15 protein-coding genes and 1 other annotated feature are annotated in these 17,203 nt (G+C 43.8%); all 15 genes read left to right on the top strand.

Translation table 11 applies throughout. From position 1 onward, the window contains the following. Positions 1–5: 5 nt before the first annotated feature. The 15 genes from G541_RS0102470 (at position 6) to recD2 (ending at position 17,095) form a co-directional block, all read left to right on the top strand. Positions 6–272 carry a YggT family protein gene (locus G541_RS0102470; protein WP_027826388.1) on the top strand — a complete coding sequence of 89 codons (267 nt, stop codon included), beginning with the start codon at positions 6–8 and terminating at the stop codon, positions 270–272. 33 nt (positions 273–305) lie between these two features. Then, the gene (locus G541_RS0102465; RefSeq protein ID WP_027826387.1) at positions 306–1,100 is read left to right on the top strand and encodes a YlmH family RNA-binding protein; all 795 of its coding nucleotides are present in this window, start codon (positions 306–308) and stop codon (positions 1,098–1,100) included. A gap of 16 nt (positions 1,101–1,116) precedes the next feature. Continuing rightward, positions 1,117–1,818 carry a DivIVA domain-containing protein gene (locus G541_RS0102460; RefSeq protein ID WP_027826386.1) on the top strand — a complete coding sequence of 234 codons (702 nt, stop codon included), beginning with the start codon at positions 1,117–1,119 and terminating at the stop codon, positions 1,816–1,818. Beyond that, positions 1,811–2,037: a binding site (T-box leader), on the top strand. It overlaps the preceding gene by 8 nt. A gap of 39 nt (positions 2,038–2,076) precedes the next feature. Then, a complete protein-coding gene (gene ileS, locus G541_RS0102455) occupies positions 2,077–4,872 on the top strand; it encodes an isoleucine--tRNA ligase (RefSeq protein WP_027826385.1) in 2,796 nt (931 codons plus the stop codon). A gap of 398 nt (positions 4,873–5,270) precedes the next feature. Next, positions 5,271–7,616 (top strand): BspA family leucine-rich repeat surface protein, encoded by a 2,346-nt coding sequence (locus G541_RS09960; RefSeq protein WP_027826384.1) that lies wholly within the window; start codon positions 5,271–5,273, stop codon positions 7,614–7,616. Between the two features lie 206 nt (positions 7,617–7,822). Beyond that, positions 7,823–8,806, top strand: a complete 984-nt coding sequence (gene dapF, locus G541_RS0102445) for a diaminopimelate epimerase (RefSeq protein ID WP_027826383.1) — start codon at positions 7,823–7,825, stop codon at positions 8,804–8,806. Beyond that, positions 8,807–9,358, top strand: coding sequence for an NUDIX hydrolase (locus G541_RS0102440; RefSeq protein ID WP_027826382.1), 552 nt, complete (start codon positions 8,807–8,809; stop codon positions 9,356–9,358). It begins immediately after the preceding gene. Next, on the top strand, positions 9,358–9,627 hold the full coding sequence (locus tag G541_RS09225; protein ID WP_035162752.1) for a hypothetical protein: 270 nt from the start codon (positions 9,358–9,360) through the stop codon (positions 9,625–9,627). Before G541_RS0102440 ends, G541_RS09225 begins: the two co-directional genes overlap by 1 nt. 15 nt (positions 9,628–9,642) lie before the next feature. Beyond that, complete coding sequence (locus tag G541_RS0102430) at positions 9,643–10,341, top strand: 5'-methylthioadenosine/adenosylhomocysteine nucleosidase (RefSeq protein WP_027826381.1); 699 nt, start codon at positions 9,643–9,645, stop codon at positions 10,339–10,341. Position 10,342: 1 nt separating this feature from the next. Further along, positions 10,343–11,485 carry a cysteine desulfurase family protein gene (locus G541_RS0102425; RefSeq protein ID WP_027826380.1) on the top strand — a complete coding sequence of 381 codons (1,143 nt, stop codon included), beginning with the start codon at positions 10,343–10,345 and terminating at the stop codon, positions 11,483–11,485. 4 nt (positions 11,486–11,489) lie between these two features. Beyond that, a complete protein-coding gene (locus tag G541_RS0102420; RefSeq protein WP_009551865.1) occupies positions 11,490–11,825 on the top strand; it encodes a cysteine desulfurase associated protein in 336 nt (111 codons plus the stop codon). Between the two features lie 105 nt (positions 11,826–11,930). After that, positions 11,931–13,070: a tRNA 2-thiouridine(34) synthase MnmA gene (mnmA, locus tag G541_RS0102415; RefSeq protein WP_027826379.1), complete on the top strand. Its 1,140-nt coding sequence runs from the start codon at positions 11,931–11,933 to the stop codon at positions 13,068–13,070. 165 nt (positions 13,071–13,235) lie between these two features. Beyond that, a complete protein-coding gene (locus G541_RS0102410) occupies positions 13,236–13,892 on the top strand; it encodes a histidine phosphatase family protein (RefSeq protein WP_027826378.1) in 657 nt (218 codons plus the stop codon). A gap of 24 nt (positions 13,893–13,916) precedes the next feature. Further along, entirely contained in the window at positions 13,917–14,591 is a 675-nt protein-coding gene (locus G541_RS0102405) for a tetratricopeptide repeat protein (RefSeq protein ID WP_027826377.1), read from the top strand. 35 nt (positions 14,592–14,626) lie between these two features. Then, positions 14,627–17,095, top strand: coding sequence for an SF1B family DNA helicase RecD2 (gene recD2, locus G541_RS0102400; protein WP_027826376.1), 2,469 nt, complete (start codon positions 14,627–14,629; stop codon positions 17,093–17,095). Positions 17,096–17,203: the final 108 nt, after the last annotated feature.

The raw sequence follows: 17,203 nt of genomic DNA, 5'->3' as shown, positions 1-17,203 counted from the left end.
CGTACATGTTGTTTGTATTAATCAATTATTTGTTCTACGGATATTCATTAGCGATAGTAATTTACGTTTTTATGTCGTGGTTTCCGGGTGCATATCAGAGTACTCTGGGGCGGTGGTTGCGGCAGATATGTGAGCCGTATTTGCAGCTATTTAATTTTATTCCGCCGATTATGGGATTAAGTTTTGCGCCATGGGTGGCGCTGATTGCGCTTCGATTTATCCATTTAGGATTACTATTTGTGCTGGGAATGCTTTTGCGGATAGTGATGTAGTGAAGTTTTATTGGGATAGTATAGGTGACTTAAGTGAAGGACGACGTTTATCAACATTTCAAACGGGAAGAAGTACCGGTAATTGATGCTTTTTTCGACCGCATTAATCAGGTGCAAAATGAGTACCGACCGATCCTAACGGAGTTTCTTGATCCACGGATGCAATATATTGCCCAATCTTTAGTGGGGCAACGAGATGATGTCCGGGTAAGTTTCTTTGGTGGTTATGCAAATGCTGAACGAAAGCGTGCCCTGTTTTATCCTGAATATTTCACGCCTACTGAAGCTGACTTCAAGGTTGTACCATTGGAGATAGGTTATCCGCAAAAGTTTAGCCAATTGGCTCACGGACAAATTTTGGGAACTTTTGCTAACGCGGGCTTAGACCGTAATGTTTTAGGTGATATTATTACTGATGGGCAACGCTGGCAGATTTTGGTTAACCAAGATTTAGCCACATACCTGGTTGGGCAAATTGACCGGGTTGGGAAAATAAAAGTGCGCTTACAGCAACTGTCCCTGGCCGATTTGCTTACCCCGCAAGCGGATGATGCTGAATTAATGGTTTTGAATTTAAGTTCTTCCCGACTCGATAGTGTTATTGCTGGTGCATATAACATTTCACGCAAGAGTGCTAAGGATCTAATCAAAGAAAAACGGGTCCACCTGAATTGGATGATGGTTGAAAAACCTGACCTGGAAATTGGCGAGCACGATATTCTTTCAGTGCGACGCTATGGTCGCATCAAGGTAGGGCCAGTATTAGGGATAACGAGAAAAGACAAGATTCGATTAGAAGTTAGTGTGGTTAGGAAAAAGAAACGATAACTTGGAGGTGGAAGGGATGGCATTAACCCCTTTAGATATTCATAACAAAGAATTTCATGTTAGATTACGTGGTTACGACCAAGACGAAGTAAACGACTTTTTAGATCAAATCATTAAGGACTATGAAATTGCACTTAAGCAAAATGAAAAGTTGCAAAATGAACTTGACCAAAGTTTAGAAAAGTTGAAATACTTCAATGACTTGAAAGATTCTTTGAATCAATCAATTATTGTTGCGCAGGAAGCCGCTGACAAGGTCAAGGCAAATTCTCAAAAAGAAGCAGAAATCATCAACAAGGAAGCACAAAAACAAGGGCAAGATATCATTGAACAAGCTAATGATAAGGCCAAAAATATTGTTGAAGAAGCTTCTGCCAAAGCTAAACGCCTGGCAGTTGAGACGGACGACTTGCGGAAACAAGCTCGGATTTTCCGCCAAAAGCTCCAAGTGATGATGGAATCACAACTTGAAGTGGTTAAGGGTTCGGAATGGGATGACATCTTAAAGCGGGGCGATACTAGCAATTATAGCGCCATTCAAGATGCAATTCGTCGCGATGAGACCCTTGACAATGATTCCGCAAAAGAAGTAAAATCTATTGCAAATGAAGAAAGTGTTGCTCCAGAAACTAAGGCAGACGAAGAACAAGCTGATCCACAATCAGTGGAAACAGTTGTTGTCTTCCCAAGTAATGATGGCGAACACTTTGCTAAATAAATAAGCGAAGAATACGATCATGGTTGATACCATAAGCGAGTTAACGGTTGGTGAGAGGTTAGCAGGTCCCTTAGTCATGGTTATCATCTTCATATTTGAACCTCTGAACAGTGTGAGTAAGAGGTTTCGGTTCATGACCGTTATTGAATGACTAAGTGAGGTTGGATTAGTTATAATCTCAACCTAATTTGGGTGGTACCACGAAGTCTCGTCCCATTGCGGATGGGACTTTTTTATTTTAAAAAAGGAGATGGAGAGATGAAGATCAAAGATACCCTTAACATTGGGCGCACCAAATTTCCAATGCGTGGTAACCTGCCAGTAAAAGAAGCTGAGCGGGAAAATATTTGGGAAGAAAATAAGGTTTACGAACAACGGCAAAAGTTAAACGAAGGTAAACCAACATTTATTTTGCATGATGGCCCTCCATATGCTAATGGGAACATTCACATGGGACACGCCATGAATAAGATTTCTAAGGACTTTATCGTGCGTTCCAAGTCAATGAGTGGGTTTAGCTCCCCATATGTACCGGGATGGGATACTCACGGGTTACCAATTGAACAACAATTGAAAAAAGCAGGTGTTGATCGCAAGACCCTGTCTGTGGCAGAATTCCGGGAAAAATGTCGTGAATATGCCTTGAAGCAAGTTAGCATGCAAAGAAAAGATTTCAAGCGGTTGGGTGTTTCAGCTGATTGGGATCATCCATATGTAACTTTGGATCCACAATATGAAGCCCAACAAATTCGGGTTTTCGGTAAGATGGCAGAAAAGGGCTTGATCTACAAAGGGAAGAAGCCTGTTTTCTGGTCATGGTCATCAGAATCAGCCCTGGCCGAAGCAGAAGTAGAATATCATGATGTAACTTCTCCATCCGCATTCTTTGCTGAAAAGGTAATTGATGGCAAAGGCGTTTTGGACAATGATACATACTTAGTAGTATGGACTACGACACCATGGACTATTCCTGGTTCAGAAGGGGTAACTATCGATGCCAAGTTCAACTACTCAGTTGTTAAGCCAGCTAATGATGACCGCAAGTTTGTGATTGCAACGGAACTGGTCGCTAAAGACGCAGAATTGTTTGGCTGGGAAGATTATGAAACCGTTAAGGTTGTTAAGGGTGAAGAATTAGAGTTAGTTAAGACTCAGCACCCATTCTATCCTGAAAAAGAACTCATCGTAATGCTTGGCGACTTCGTTACGCTTGAAGCCGGGACCGGTTTGGTTCACACAGCGCCTGGTTTTGGGGAAGACGACTTTAATGTTGGTAAGCAATACGGGTTGCCAATCTTTGTGCCAGTCAATGACCAAGGATATTTGACTGATGAAGCTGGGGCTGACTTTGCCGGGGTCTTTTATGAAGATGCCAACGATATCGCCTTAGATAAGTTAAGTAAGGCCGGCTTATTAATTAAGCAAATGGAATACAACCACAGCTATCCATTTGACTGGCGGACTAAGAAGCCAATCATTTTCCGGGCTACACCACAATGGTTTGCTTCGGTCGACAAGATTAGACAAGACATCCTTGATGCTATCTCTGAAGTTAAGTTCCACCCAGAATGGGGTCAAAAACGTTTGTACAATATGATCCGCGACCGGGGTGACTGGGTAATTTCCCGGCAACGGGTTTGGGGTGTTCCATTGCCAATCTTCTATGCTGAAGATGGGACTCCAATCATGACCAAGGAAACAATTGACCATGTAGCTGACTTGGTAGAACAATACGGATCTAACGTTTGGTTCGAACGGGAAGCAAAAGACCTCTTGCCAGAAGGCTTTACCAGTGAACACTCACCAAATGGTGTCTTTACCAAGGAAACTGACATCATGGACGTTTGGTTCGACTCTGGTTCTTCACACCAAGGCGTTTTGGCTGCTCGTGATGGTTTGACATATCCTTCTGATTTGTATTTAGAAGGTTCTGACCAATACCGGGGCTGGTTCAACTCTAGTTTGATTACCAGTGTTGCTTATTCTGGTCAAGCTCCTTACAGGGAAATCTTATCCCAAGGCTTCACGCTGGATAAGCAAGGGCGGAAGATGAGTAAGTCTTTGGGCAACACTATTGTGCCTGAAAAAGTTATTAAGCAAATGGGGGCAGAAATCATCCGCCTCTGGGTATTAAGTGTTGATACTTCCGCTGACGTACGGGTATCAATGGGAAGCTTCCAACAAATTTCCGAATCATACCGAAAGGTACGGAATACGTTGCGGTTCTTGCTGGCTAACACAGCTGACTTTGACCCTCAAGCTGACCGGGTAGCGTTTGCTGACTTGGAAAGTATCGATAAGTATATGTTGGTTAAGGCTAACCATTTCACTAAAGAAATCTTAGATGATTATGCAAATTATGCCTTCATGGATATTTATAAGAAGACGATGAATTTCATCATCTCAGACTTATCTGCTTTCTACATGAATGTGGCTAAGGACGTAGTCTATATTGAAGCAGCTGACAGTGCTAAGCGGCGTTCTATGCAAACTGTTTTATATGACATTGCTGTGCGGCTGACTAAGCTGTTGACTCCAGTGTTGCCACATACAACGGAAGAAGTATGGGAATATTTGAAGGAAGCTGAAGAATATGCCTACCTTTCTGAAATGCCAGCGGTTGAACACTATGATGGGGAACAGGCTATTTTGGAAAACTGGGCCCGCTTCATGAATGTTCGTTCCGATGTATACAAGGCCTTAGAAGATGCGCGGAACGCCAAAGTGATCGGAAAGTCCTTCGAAGCTGCGGTTAAGTTGTATGTTGCTCCTGGTGTCCAAAAGGACTTAGAAAGTCTTGATGCTGATGTGCGGCAAGCATTGATTGTATCCCAGTTGGAAGTCTTACCACTGGATCAAGCTGACGATACTGCAACTCGGTTTGGCGATGACGTGGCAGTAACTGTCGCTCATGCTGCTGGTGAAGTTTGCGACCGGTGCCGGCGGATTACCCAGGATGTTGGATCCGATGAAGTATATCCAACCCTGTGTGCTAACTGTGCCCACATCGTTCGGGAAAACTTCCCTGAAACAGTGACAACTGGTTTAGAATAAACAATACATTTAAAAGTATGTACAGAATGTACATGCTTTTTCTTTTTATTGAAAAAAGTAACTAATTAAGCGTATACATTAGGGGAATAATTAGCTAAAATTTGGATATGACTTGCCTTAATGTCGGTGCGGACAAAGGGTAAAGTAAGCAAATTATTCGGTATGATATAGGAGTAAGAAAAGATGTTAGGGAAGAATAATCACGCAGAATTAGTTAAGAAATATGCTGACTGCAAGTAGCGGTTTGCTATTCGCCAGATCGGATAGCTGCTTCTGTTTTGTTGGGGTTAATGTTTGGCGGCGGACATATGGCTTTGGCAGACGAACTTGGGAGTGCTTTTGCACAGCCGACAACGGTTGTTAGTTCGAGTGGAGAGGCAACGGAGGACTAAAGACTGGTGAAGGCCGATCAGGCTAATTTGCCAGCAACTTCACCGGCAAGCACCAATCCCAGCATGAGCAACCAGCAAGCAACAAATGCGAGCAAAATAGATGAGTCACATATGACTTCCCTAGCTAAAACAGAGAATCAAGCAGCCAATCCAGTGCCTGAAACACAACAGGAGGGTGGAGTAGCTACTGAGAGGACAACAGCATCAGCCGTGACAGAAAAAAAGCTATCAACACCACAAATGATACCAGGAGCAACAAGAACGCAACGGTTATTTGTACTACAAGAACCAGCTACACAAGCCCCATTTTCGTCGGCAGATTGGAATTATAATGTTGATATGGATAAGCATACGGTGACATTGACGGGATATTATGGAAGTGATAATAAGATCAAAATCGCTGGGCGTGTAGAAGCAAGCTTATATCAAGATTTTGCAGTAGCCGTCAATAATTTAAATTGGGGAATCAATTCAAATTGGATAACTGATATTGCTTTTGTTAAAGCTACTGATGGGACCAAGGTTAAGCAACTGGAAAAGCATTTGCAAATACCAGTATTGGATAATTTAACCAGTTTAGATCTTTCAGGTTTGGATACAAGTGATGTTACCGATATGAGTTCAATGGTACGGGGAGAACATGCTTTACGTACAATAAACCTAAATGGCGTGGATACCAGCAAGGTCACTAACATGAGTTATATGTTCGCATATTGTGAAAACCTACAAGTATTAGATTTAAGCCAGTTTGATACGAGCAATGTTACTGATATGAATAACATGTTTATAAAGTCAAACTTACCAAAACTAGACGTCAGTAGCTTTGACACTAGTAAAGTTACCAATATGAGTCACATGTTTGCATTCTGTAATAACGTGCAGGCCTTGGATCTAGGTCACTTTGATACCAGTAACGTTACCAATGTATTTTCAATGTTTATGAACTCAAGCAATTTACAGGCTCTGGACATTAGTGATTTTGATCTGTCTAAAGCAGATAATGCGGTATTCATGATGTTGAATCCCCATGCTTTACGGTTGGTTAATATGGCCAACGTCACACTGGATAAGTTGAGTGCCAGTGCCAAGCAATGGCTCACGAATGCCTTAAATAACCGAACTGGAGCGGTTGCAATTGTAGCTCATCCGGATGTCTTTACTCTAGTTAAGTCAGATAATTCAGGGACTGTAATTGGTCCACGTTTTCATGCCGGTGCAGGGCATTTTGCTGACGGGACTGCTGACCAAGCTTTGGTCAAGAGCCAAGACATTAATCCTGAAGATATGTATGCCAGCCTACCAAATAATGACCAGTTAAATATTACTAATGTTCCTCAACCCAACCAGTCAGGCTATAACTTTAAGGGGTGGAAGTTGGTTACTACTGACAATAAAGAGGTGGCAGGTACCACCAGCCAGGAAAGTGACATTCATGCCCTCCATCTTGACCGTGCGGGCTTATATCCATTAGATTTTGCAACGGTTGACTACATGGCAGACTATGTTGAGCAGCGGGACAATGAAAAGTACGGTGCAAAGCTGACTGCCAAAGAAGTACAGACCAAGCTGAATGTAATACCAGATGTGAACAGTGCTTTTTCTGATGAGGTTAAGAATGATAATCATATTAAGGAAATTAAGTGGAAAGATCCTAGCAAGATTGATACTGGCATGGATGCCGTTGGTAAAGTGGTAGCATACCAAGCAACGGTAACCTTCGTCGATGGATCAACAACAGAAATTACTGTCCCAGTGTTTGTTACCCCAGAAGATAAAGATCAGTACACCCCAACCATTATGCCGGATGTAACCGTGAAGAAGGGCGATCTAATTGCCCCTGAATCCGTTGTGACAAACCAGGATGACTTACCACAGGAAACTACAATTGCCTGGCAAACGGCTCCTGATACTAGTAAACCAGGGCAGACCACAGGTGTGGTAGCCATCACCTACCTAGATAAGTCCTACGTTGAGTTTACGGTGATGGTGCAAGTTAAGGACAGTATTCCATGGACGTTGATCGTGCCCGGACAAAAAGATAGTGTCAAGGATACTGCCATAGCCAATGGGCATGTAAAACTTGTCACTCCCGATGATTATAAGAACAATGCACAAATTCAGTCCCAAACCAGCCATCCCATCCAGAGTACAGACGATACTAAGAAAAAAACAACCAGTGTAGTACCTAGTCAGACTACTGTAAACACTGCTAAGTTAGTTAAGATTAACTCCAACCTGCCTCAAACAGGAGAGGAGGCTTCAGCCAAGGTTAACCTGCTCGGAGCCATCTTAGCTGCTATTGGCCTGTCTGGCTTGGGGATTACCTGGAGAAAAAAGCGTGTTGAGGAGTAACCATTCTTAAAAAGTGAATAATTTCAGGTCTGTTTAGGACAAAATCACCCCGCATAGGACAGGTAGTAAATACCCAATTCACCCCACTTGTGGGGTGTTTTTGTATGGCTATTGCGCGAACCAGGGCTTAAACTGTATCTTTTAGTGAATTTTTGCTAAGATGGTAACACGAATGTTACTTTTAACAAAAGGTGAGGCGGCAAAAGATGCAATTACTCAAAGTTCATGGGTCTGAAAATGACTTTTTTATTTTAGATGAAGAAAGCTTAGAACAAACAATTACGGACCAAGAGTTACGGGAATTGGCACGTAAGTTGTGTGATCGTAAGAACGGTCTTCATGGTGGGGCTGATGGTGTGCTCTATGTCACCCGTGGGCACGAAGGAACCAACGGTCGGATGCGGGTGATTAATGCTGATGGTAGTGAAGCCAGCATGTGTGGGAACGGCATCCGGACAGTGGCGCGGTACCTCAGTGAAAAGACTGGTCGGGATGATTTCAAGATCCAGACAATGTATGCTGATTTAGAGGTTAAGCGGACAGAACCATTTGCAGCCGGAGTGCCAGCGTTTGCAGCTGAAATCTCCCCGGTTTCGTTTGCGGCTCCAGATTTGGGGATGCACATTGGTAAAGAACAATTGCTGAATGACTACATTCCTGAACTATCAACGACAATTAAATTTTCAGCGGTTGCGGTTCCTAATCCGCATTTGATTGCTTTTGTTGACCATGAAACGATCAGTGGCGACAAACTCGGTGAAATTGGACGTTACTTAAACGATGGTCAGAACCCGCTTTTCCCAGATGGGGTCAACGTTAGTTTCATTGAAATCCTGGGACCAAACAAATTATTTGTGCGCACCTTTGAACGTGGTGTAGGTTATACCAATGCCTGTGGGACAGGGATGTCGGCTTCGAGTTTAATTTACTTCTTGGTTCATGGTGAGCAAACAGGGTTGGAACAAACAATTCAGGTAATTAATCCTGGGGGCATGGTTAAGACAATTATCCACCAAAAGCCTGATCAATCTTACTGGATCTCCTTAATTGGGAATGCAACGGAAACCGCCACAGTGGAACTTCCGGCAACAGAAGCTTTAGCTGGGGACTTTACCCACGTTGTATGGACAGATACCGGTGAACAAACAGCCTACAAGCAATTTGTGACTGCTTTGAAAGAGGGCAAGTAGATGGATTTACAAGAAAAAAAGATTAGTAGTGAAGAAATCTATAACGGAAAAATCATCCGGGTAGAACGAGAAACAGTCCTGACCCCAGATGGACAGCAGGCTTTTCGTGAGATTGTTCGCCACCAGGGGGCAGTTTGTGTTTTGGTAGTAGATGATCAAAACCGAATGTTATTAGTTCGTCAGTGGCGGGAGCCGTTACGGCAAGTAACAGCTGAGGTTCCGGCCGGAAAAATCGAACGGGGGGAAGATCCCCAAATGACAGTAGTGCGGGAATTGAATGAAGAAGTCCGCCTACAAGCCCAAGAAATTGCGTTAGTGAACACGTATTACACATCTCCCGGTTTTGCGGATGAAAAGATGTATTTTTATGTTGCACATCAACTCAGTCCAGTTGCGCAAGCGCGGCCCCAAGACCCCGGGGAGTTTTTGCGGTTGCAGTGGGTGACTTTGCCAGAAGCAGAGCAGTTGATTGCCCAGGGCGAGGTTTGTGATGCGAAAACCATCAACGCCATCTGGTATTGGAAATTACAGCAGCACGAGGAAAATAAGTAATGAAGTTTAAATGGAAAAAGCGTGGGGGACGCCACTTTGACGAAGATTCGCCAGATCAGGCGGATCCAGCCCCAACTACGTTTGATTCAACGGATGACGCCGGTCCACTGGATACTGAGTGGAGTCGGTCGTCCCAGATCGAACAAGAAAAACAGCTGAGCACAGAAGAAAAGACCCTGCGGTTAAAAAGAAAACTAAATAAGGCGATCATCATTTTGATCGTTTTAATAATTTTGGTCTTTTTGTTTATGCGATTTATTAATTTTTAAGGTGGAATATTGAGAATGAAGTACGGAATTATCTGTGCAATGGAAGAAGAAATTCGCATGTTACGTGATAACTTGCAAAATCTTCAAGAGCAAGAGTACGGAAAAATTGTTTTTTATAGTGGACAAATTAATGACAATGAGGTCGTTTTGGTTAGGTCAGGAATTGGGAAAGTTCAGGCCGGTGTTGTGACAGCCTTACTAGCAGTTAATTACCATGTTGACTGTGTAATTAATAGTGGTTCTGCTGGAGGAATCGGGGCTGGCTTGCACGTCGGGGACTTGGTCTTGTCAACGATGGCCGCCTACCATGATGCTGATGCCACAGCATTTGGCTATGAACCAGGCCAACTACCACAACAGCCCCAACGGTTTGCAGCGGATCCGGCCTTACGGGCTAAGATTAGCCAGGCAGCTCAAGCAACCGGCTGGCATATCCAAGAAGGTTTGATTGTGTCCGGAGATCAGTTTGTATCATCACAGGCTCAGATCCAAGCGATCAAAGCCATCTATCCGGAAGCTTTGTGCTGTGAGATGGAAGGAGCAGCTATTGCCCAGGTGGCTCATCAATTCCAGTTACCGTTCGTCATTATTCGCGCAATGTCAGATGTCGGAGATGAAGACGCCGGGCAAAGCTTTGATGAATTTATCCTTGAAGCTGGCAAGCGGTCAGCACAAATGATTCTGCAAATGTTAGCAGTAAAGAAAGGTGAGTAAAGTGGAGCATATTTATTTAGACAATGCGGGGACCACTCCTATGGCTCCTGAGGTTATCGCCCGCATGACCGATGTCATGACCAATGTTTTTGGAAATGCATCGAGTATTAATTATCATGGGCGGGCAGCGCGCAATATTTTAGATCAAAGTCGCCATGTTATTGCACAATCAATCAATGCACGTTTGGATGATGAAATTCAGTTCACCAGCGGGGGGACAGAGAGTGACAATACCGCAATCATTCAGACGGCAATGGCGCGGAAAAGCGTAGGACGTCACATTATCACAACCGCAATTGAGCACGAAGCTGTTTTGAAATCAATGGCTTATTTGGAAGAACAAGGTTTTGAAGTCACATATCTACCGGTTGATGAAACGGGCCACCTTGACTTGGCTGATCTCAAGGCAGCTTTGCGGCCCGATACCATCCTAGTTTCAATTATGATGGGAAACAATGAGGTTGGGAGTCAGATGCCGATTCATGAGATCGGTGAGTTGGTTGCCCCAACTAACGCTTGGTTCCATACTGACGCCGTGCAAGCTTACGGGCTAGTCGATATTGATGTTCAGGCTGATCATATTGACCTTTTGTCAACTTCAGCGCACAAGTTAAATGGGCCTAAATTCCTCGGTTTCTTGTACCGTCGTGATGGTTTGTTGTTCCCATCATTGATTAAAGGTGGGGACCAGGAATTGAAACGTCGGGCCGGAACAGAGAATATCCCAGCGATTGCTGGTTTCGCTAAGGCAGTTGAATTAGCTACTTCTGAGCAGAAACATGCCCGGCGAGAACAGTTCAACAAGTTTAAAGAGCAGCTATTACAAGGCCTACAAGCTAACGACATTGATTTTGAGGTCAACGGGGGCTATGGTGCAGGCTACCTGCCTCACGTTTTAAATATTTGGTTTAAAGGACACCAAAGTGATGCTCTATTGGTCAACCTTGATTTGGGCGGGGTATCTGCTTCTGCCGGTTCAGCATGTACAGCGGGAAGTTTGGAACCATCCCATGTTCTGACTGCAATGTATGGGAGTACTTCTCCCCGGGTCAGTGAATCAGTGCGGTTTAGCTTTGGCACGTATAACACTGAGGCAGAGATTGCCCAGACGGTTGCAACGTTGGTTAAGATCTTAAAGAGGTAAGAAAATGGCATATACAACAGAAGCACAAATCAAGGGGGATAGTCAGGTTTACGGGCTTTCTCCGCAAATTAAACGGTATTCTTTATTAGATGTTGGTTTTTTGGAATTGAAGAATGGCAAGTTTCAATTGGAACGGCCCCTTAACCCGGATGCGGGCAAGGCAGCTTTTTATTTGAAAATGACAGTCAACAAGGACCTTAAGAAGTTCAAATTAATGACGACCACGGCTAGCGGTTTGCAACAAGTTGACATTTTTAAGCGGAATGATCCAGCCATGTTAGAACAGTTACAGTATATTTTGGCTGAATTATTAGACCGCGATATCCTCATCAAGAAGTAAAGATGGTTGGTTTAGCTGGTAGTTAATGATATAATGACAAATACTGAATTTACGACCTTCAAATCGTGAAGATTCAGAATCTTAATGAAATGATGGTGAGTTTTTGTGAAAGACAACAGTAATATTCGAGTTGTTGTCGGCATGAGTGGGGGAGTTGACTCCTCTGTTGCTGCCTATCTTTTAAAGCAACAAGGTTATGATGTTGTTGGCGTCTTTATGAAGAACTGGGATGACACCAAGGATAGCGGTGTTTGTACAGTTACTGAAGATTATGAAGATGTTGCCAAAGTTGCTAATAAAATCGGGATCCCTTACTACTCAGTAAACTTTGAAAAAGAGTACTGGGACCGCGTTTTTACGTACTTTTTGGATGAATATCGGCGCGGGCGGACGCCTAACCCTGATATCATGTGCAATAAAGAAGTAAAGTTCAAAGCATTTTTAGACTATGCAATGAAGCTGGATGCGGATTATATTGCCATGGGGCACTATGCACAGGTGCGGCGCGATGCTGATGGAACAGTGCATATGTTGCGGGGTGGTGATCCTAACAAGGATCAGACCTATTTCCTAAGCCAGTTGAGTCAAGACCAATTGCAACGGGTTATGTTCCCAATTGGTGGTATGCATAAGGATGAAGTGCGCCGAATTGCTGAAGAAGCTGGTTTAGCTACGGCTAAAAAGAAGGATTCAACCGGAATTTGCTTTATCGGTGAGCGGAATTTCAACAAGTTCTTGGGAGAATTTTTACCAGCTCAGCCCGGGAAAATGAAGACCCTGGATGGAGAAATCAAGGGTGATCACTTTGGTTTGATGAACTATACAATTGGTCAGCGCCGGGGCTTAGGTATCGGTGGGAATGGTCAGAGCAACGAACCATGGTTTGTAGTTGGCAAGGACCTAAAGACTAATACTTTACTAGTGGGACAAGGTTATGAAAATGATTACCTCTATGCCAACTATTTGGAAGCCTCCAATCTGAGCTTTGTAGCGCCAATTACAGACCGGGGCCAAGAGTTCCACTGTACAGCTAAATTCCGTTACCGGCAAAAAGACGTTGGGGTTACTGTGCGGTTCAACGATGATCGGACCCAGATGACGGTTTACTTTGATGAACCAGCTCGGGCTATTACTCCAGGACAAGAAGTTGTTCTTTATGATGGCGATGAATGCTTGGGCAGTGGGACTATTGACCACGCTTATAAGTTGGTGGATGATCAAGCACAGTTATTACAATATGTATAAATAATATGTAGTCTGGCTTTACTCAGGTAAGGTCAGGCTTTTTTTGATGGCACTAGAGATTTTGGTGCTGATACTAGTTGAGGTTTTTCTAATCAACCGGTAAAGATCTCCTCCATAATGATATAATGGAAAGCGACATTAATTAACGAAGCGAAGGGGACTAAGATGACAAAATTTTACTTTGTCCGTCATGGCAAGACGGAATGGAATCTTGAAGGGCGTTACCAAGGGGCAAAGGGTGATTCTCCCTTATTACCCCAAAGCTACCAGGAAATTGCGCAACTAGGGAAGTATTTGGTCCAGATCAAATTTGATGGTATTTATTGCAGTCCCATTAAACGGGCGCGGACTACAGCCAAAGAGATTGCACGTAACATCCAGTACCAGGGGCAGGTGATTCCTGTGGATGCCTTCCGTGAATTTAACCTAGGCAAGATGGAAGGCATGAAGTTCACTGCTGTCGCTGAGGAATATCCAGCTGAATTGGATGGTTTCCGTCATCATCCAGACAAGTATGACCCCACAACCATTGGTGGAGAAACTTTCCAAGAAGTTTTTGCGCGCTTTGTGCCGGAAGTGAAGAAAATAGCTCAAGAATATCCGGATGGTAATATTTTGATTGTCAGTCATGGGGCAGTTTTGTGTGCGGCGATCCGTAACATGCTCGGAGTCCCATTGGCAGAAATTCGGGCGCGGGGCGGTTTAGCCAATACCAGTACAACTATTTTGGAAACCAAGGATCAGGGAGCAAGTTTCAAGTGCCTTGCTTGGAACAAGACCAGTTACCTACGCCGCAAGATTGATCCGACCGATATTGTCTAAGATATAAAGGAGTTTTTGCATTTTATGAAAGAACGTGAGTTACAAAAGCAACAAGCCCAGGAAAACATCAAACGTTTGATTGCTGAGGTGGATGCTAATCCATATGATGAACATGCTTATTACAATTTGGGGGCGTATTTAACCAAGTTAAAAAGTTATCCGCAGGCTGAGGAACTGTTCAAGCGGGCATTGAATGTTTTTGAAAAACAGCCGCAACGCCAAGATATTTTGCATTATGGGTTAGGCAACGTTTATTATGCCAGTGAGTTATATGCTGAAGCAATTCAGGAGTTCCAGGTGGTAAAGGATGACCAGCTCAAGGGGGATGCTTTCTTGATGATGGCCCAGGCATATTATGCACAAAGTGATTATCAAAAAGCACTGGCTTTTGCCATGACAGCTTCTGACCAGCTCACTGATCAAACACCAGCTGCTACATTGATGGGCAATATTTTCGTTGCTTTGGGCGATTTTACCCATGCCCAGGAATACTTCTTGCAGGTTGTTAACCAGCATGGAGATGATCTAGAAGCTTTATTTGGATTAGGCTTAGTGGACTTGGCTCAAGGCAAGGATGATAACCAGTACTTTATCAAGGTTAAACAGCTCGACCCAGCTTTCTATCAGAAAAAAGAAGCTAAATTAGCAGACATTGAACGTTTCCTGCAGATGCAAGCTCAAAAAGATCAGACAAAGTAAACATGATTAAGAAAAAGTAGCTAGGGGGAGGAGTTATGGCAGATACAGAACTTACTTTATTTGGCGAACAGGGGGATACCCCAACGCATGGATCAGTCACAGGTGAAGTAGATAGTATCTTCTTTCGGGCCCCAGACAGTTTTTTCAAGATTATTCGGGTCCACATCAAAGGAACTGATTTGACTTGGGATGATGATTATATAACGATAACTGGTGATTTTGGGGACTTAAAAGAAGGTAACACCTATTGCTTTAAAGGAATGTTAGTCAAGCATGCCAAGTACGGGATGCAATTTAAAGCTGTCAGTTATCAAAACGTAGCCACTTCAAGCCGCGAAGGGTTGATTACATATCTCTCTAGTGATGAATTCCCGGGAATCGGTAAGAAGACAGCGACGCAAATTGTTACGGTACTGGGAGACAATACTATTGAAAAACTTCTGGAAAATCCTCCGTCCAGGGATGAATTAGGCATTAGCAAAAAGCAATACACAGTTTTATTGGATCAAGTTCGGGCTAATAACGGGGTGGAGCAAGCTATTGTCCGCCTCAATAGCTATGGCTTCTCTAGTAGTATGGCTGCTAAGATCTATAATCAATATAAAGAACGTGTTTTTGAAGTTTTGGAAGACAACCCGTACCAATTAGCAATTGATATTCCCGGCTTAGGCTTTGGGCGGGCCGACCAACTGGCAGCACAATTGGGGATTGCGGCGGATGCCCCCAAGCGGATCCAAGCAGCAGTAGTCCATGCGTTACAACTTTTGTGCTTTGAAGATGGAAGTACATATACGACAGCTGAGCCCCTGGTAGCATTAACGCTCGATCTTTTGGAAAAAGGACGCAACATTGCAATTGATCCCGAACAGGTGGCAGATGAGATGGTTGCGTTAGCTCACGACAAGAAACTAGTTCCTGACGCAGACCGGATTTACCCCCCAATTCTGTATTACAACGAAAAAGATATAGCGACGGAAGTTTACCGGCTGATCAACGATGAACCTGCCACGCCGTATGATCAGGCTCAGTTAGACAAACAGCTGACGAAGTTAGAAGCCCAACTAGGAATAACCTTCGGCAACGAACAGCGGCAGGCAATCATGGCAGCAGTCCAAAATAAGTTCCTCCTGTTAACCGGCGGGCCAGGAACGGGGAAAACTACCATCATCAATGGAATTGTGGCCTTATTTGCGGCAATCAATGATTTTTCGTTGGATATTGGTGAGTATGAGCGAAAGAACCAGCCCTTCCCAATTATTTTGGCAGCACCAACTGGACGGGCAGCTAAGCGGATCACTGAAACTACCGGCCTGCCAGCGTCAACGATTCACCATTTACTGGGGATCAACAAGCTAGACGACCAACCTTTAGAAGAAAAGACATTGGACGGGCAGGTCTTGATTATTGATGAAACATCGATGGTAGACACAACGCTAATGAAATATTTGCTCCAAAGTGTACCGGCAACCATGCACGTTATTTTGGTGGGCGATAAAGACCAGCTGCCATCAGTAGGACCGGGTCAGGTCTTTTCGGACCTTATTGCTAGTCAAGTCCTACCAACAGTTAAGTTAAAGCACATTTACCGCCAAGATGAGCAGTCAACTATCTCAATTTTGGCGCAAAATATTAAGAATGGTCAGCTCCCAGCTGACTTTGCCCAGCCTAAGGCTGACCGCTCATTTATTGAATGTAATGCCAATCAGATTGCCAACGCTGTAACACGGATCATTGAGATAGCGCACCGAAAGGGCAATAATTATGATGACATTCAGGTATTAGCACCAATGTACCGTGGGGTAGCGGGAATAGATAACTTGAACCGGTTGCTTCAGGACCTCATGAATCCAGCTACACCCCAAACTAAACAGGTCTTGCTCAATAACCAGCACCTGCGAATTGGGGACCGGGTATTACATCTTGTTAACACACCGGAGAAAAACATTTTCAATGGCGACTTAGGAAAAGTAGTTGGGATAACACCAACCAACAAGGATAAAGCAGAGCAGGTGGCGGGGAAAGTTATTGTTGACTTTGATGGCAACGAAGTGGAATTTGCCGGTCCCGAACTCAAAAATCTGACTTTGGCATATTGCATGTCGATCCATAAGAGTCAGGGGAGTGAGTTCCCGATTGTGATTATTCCGATGGTTATGCAGTATGCACGGATGTTTGCTCGTAACTTGCTATATACGGGGATAACCCGGGCTCAGCAAAAGCTGATCCTCTTGGGAGAAAAACAAGCTTACTTGCAAAGTTTAGCGCGAAACACATCGAGCCGGCAGACGACGCTCACACAACGGGTTTTAGCACTATTTAAACCAGATGAAGTTTCCATCACCGCACAACAGGCGAGTTCTAATACAGATGATCTAAATACGGAGATGGTTCAAGAGCCGGATGGTCAAGAATATCTCCTTACCGCAGATGTGGTTACTAAAGAAGAGGTTGACCCCATGATTGGGATGGACGGAATTACCCCGTATGATTTGCTAGATAAATAAAATTAAAAAAGCACTAGAAACTACGTTACTGAAAACGTTGATTTCTGGTGCTTTTTGTTGCTATTGCTATCGTTTCATCTAAAAAATTGGTTTTCCCAGCCTTGGTCT

The organism is Ligilactobacillus saerimneri DSM 16049, assembly GCF_000423265.1.
Classification (GTDB): domain Bacteria; phylum Bacillota; class Bacilli; order Lactobacillales; family Lactobacillaceae; genus Ligilactobacillus; species Ligilactobacillus saerimneri.
Note: the sequence above shows the minus strand (reverse complement) of the source record. Positions and strands in the feature narration are given on the sequence as shown.

Bases quoted from the DNA above. Each gene is read 5' to 3' on its own strand.
- G541_RS0102430 (WP_027826381.1), top strand. From the start codon at position 9,643: ATGAAGTACGGAATTATCTGTGCAATGGAAGAAGAAATTCGCATGTTA.
- G541_RS0102405 (WP_027826377.1), top strand. From the start codon at position 13,917: ATGAAAGAACGTGAGTTACAAAAGCAACAAGCCCAGGAAAACATCAAA.
- dapF (WP_027826383.1), top strand. From the start codon at position 7,823: ATGCAATTACTCAAAGTTCATGGGTCTGAAAATGACTTTTTTATTTTA.
- G541_RS0102460 (WP_027826386.1), top strand. From the start codon at position 1,117: ATGGCATTAACCCCTTTAGATATTCATAACAAAGAATTTCATGTTAGA.
- recD2 (WP_027826376.1), top strand. From the start codon at position 14,627: ATGGCAGATACAGAACTTACTTTATTTGGCGAACAGGGGGATACCCCA.
- G541_RS0102440 (WP_027826382.1), top strand. From the start codon at position 8,807: ATGGATTTACAAGAAAAAAAGATTAGTAGTGAAGAAATCTATAACGGA.
- G541_RS0102420 (WP_009551865.1), top strand. From the start codon at position 11,490: ATGGCATATACAACAGAAGCACAAATCAAGGGGGATAGTCAGGTTTAC.
- G541_RS09225 (WP_035162752.1), top strand. From the start codon at position 9,358: ATGAAGTTTAAATGGAAAAAGCGTGGGGGACGCCACTTTGACGAAGAT.
- G541_RS0102470 (WP_027826388.1), top strand. From the start codon at position 6: ATGTTGTTTGTATTAATCAATTATTTGTTCTACGGATATTCATTAGCG.
- G541_RS0102410 (WP_027826378.1), top strand. From the start codon at position 13,236: ATGACAAAATTTTACTTTGTCCGTCATGGCAAGACGGAATGGAATCTT.
- ileS (WP_027826385.1), top strand. From the start codon at position 2,077: ATGAAGATCAAAGATACCCTTAACATTGGGCGCACCAAATTTCCAATG.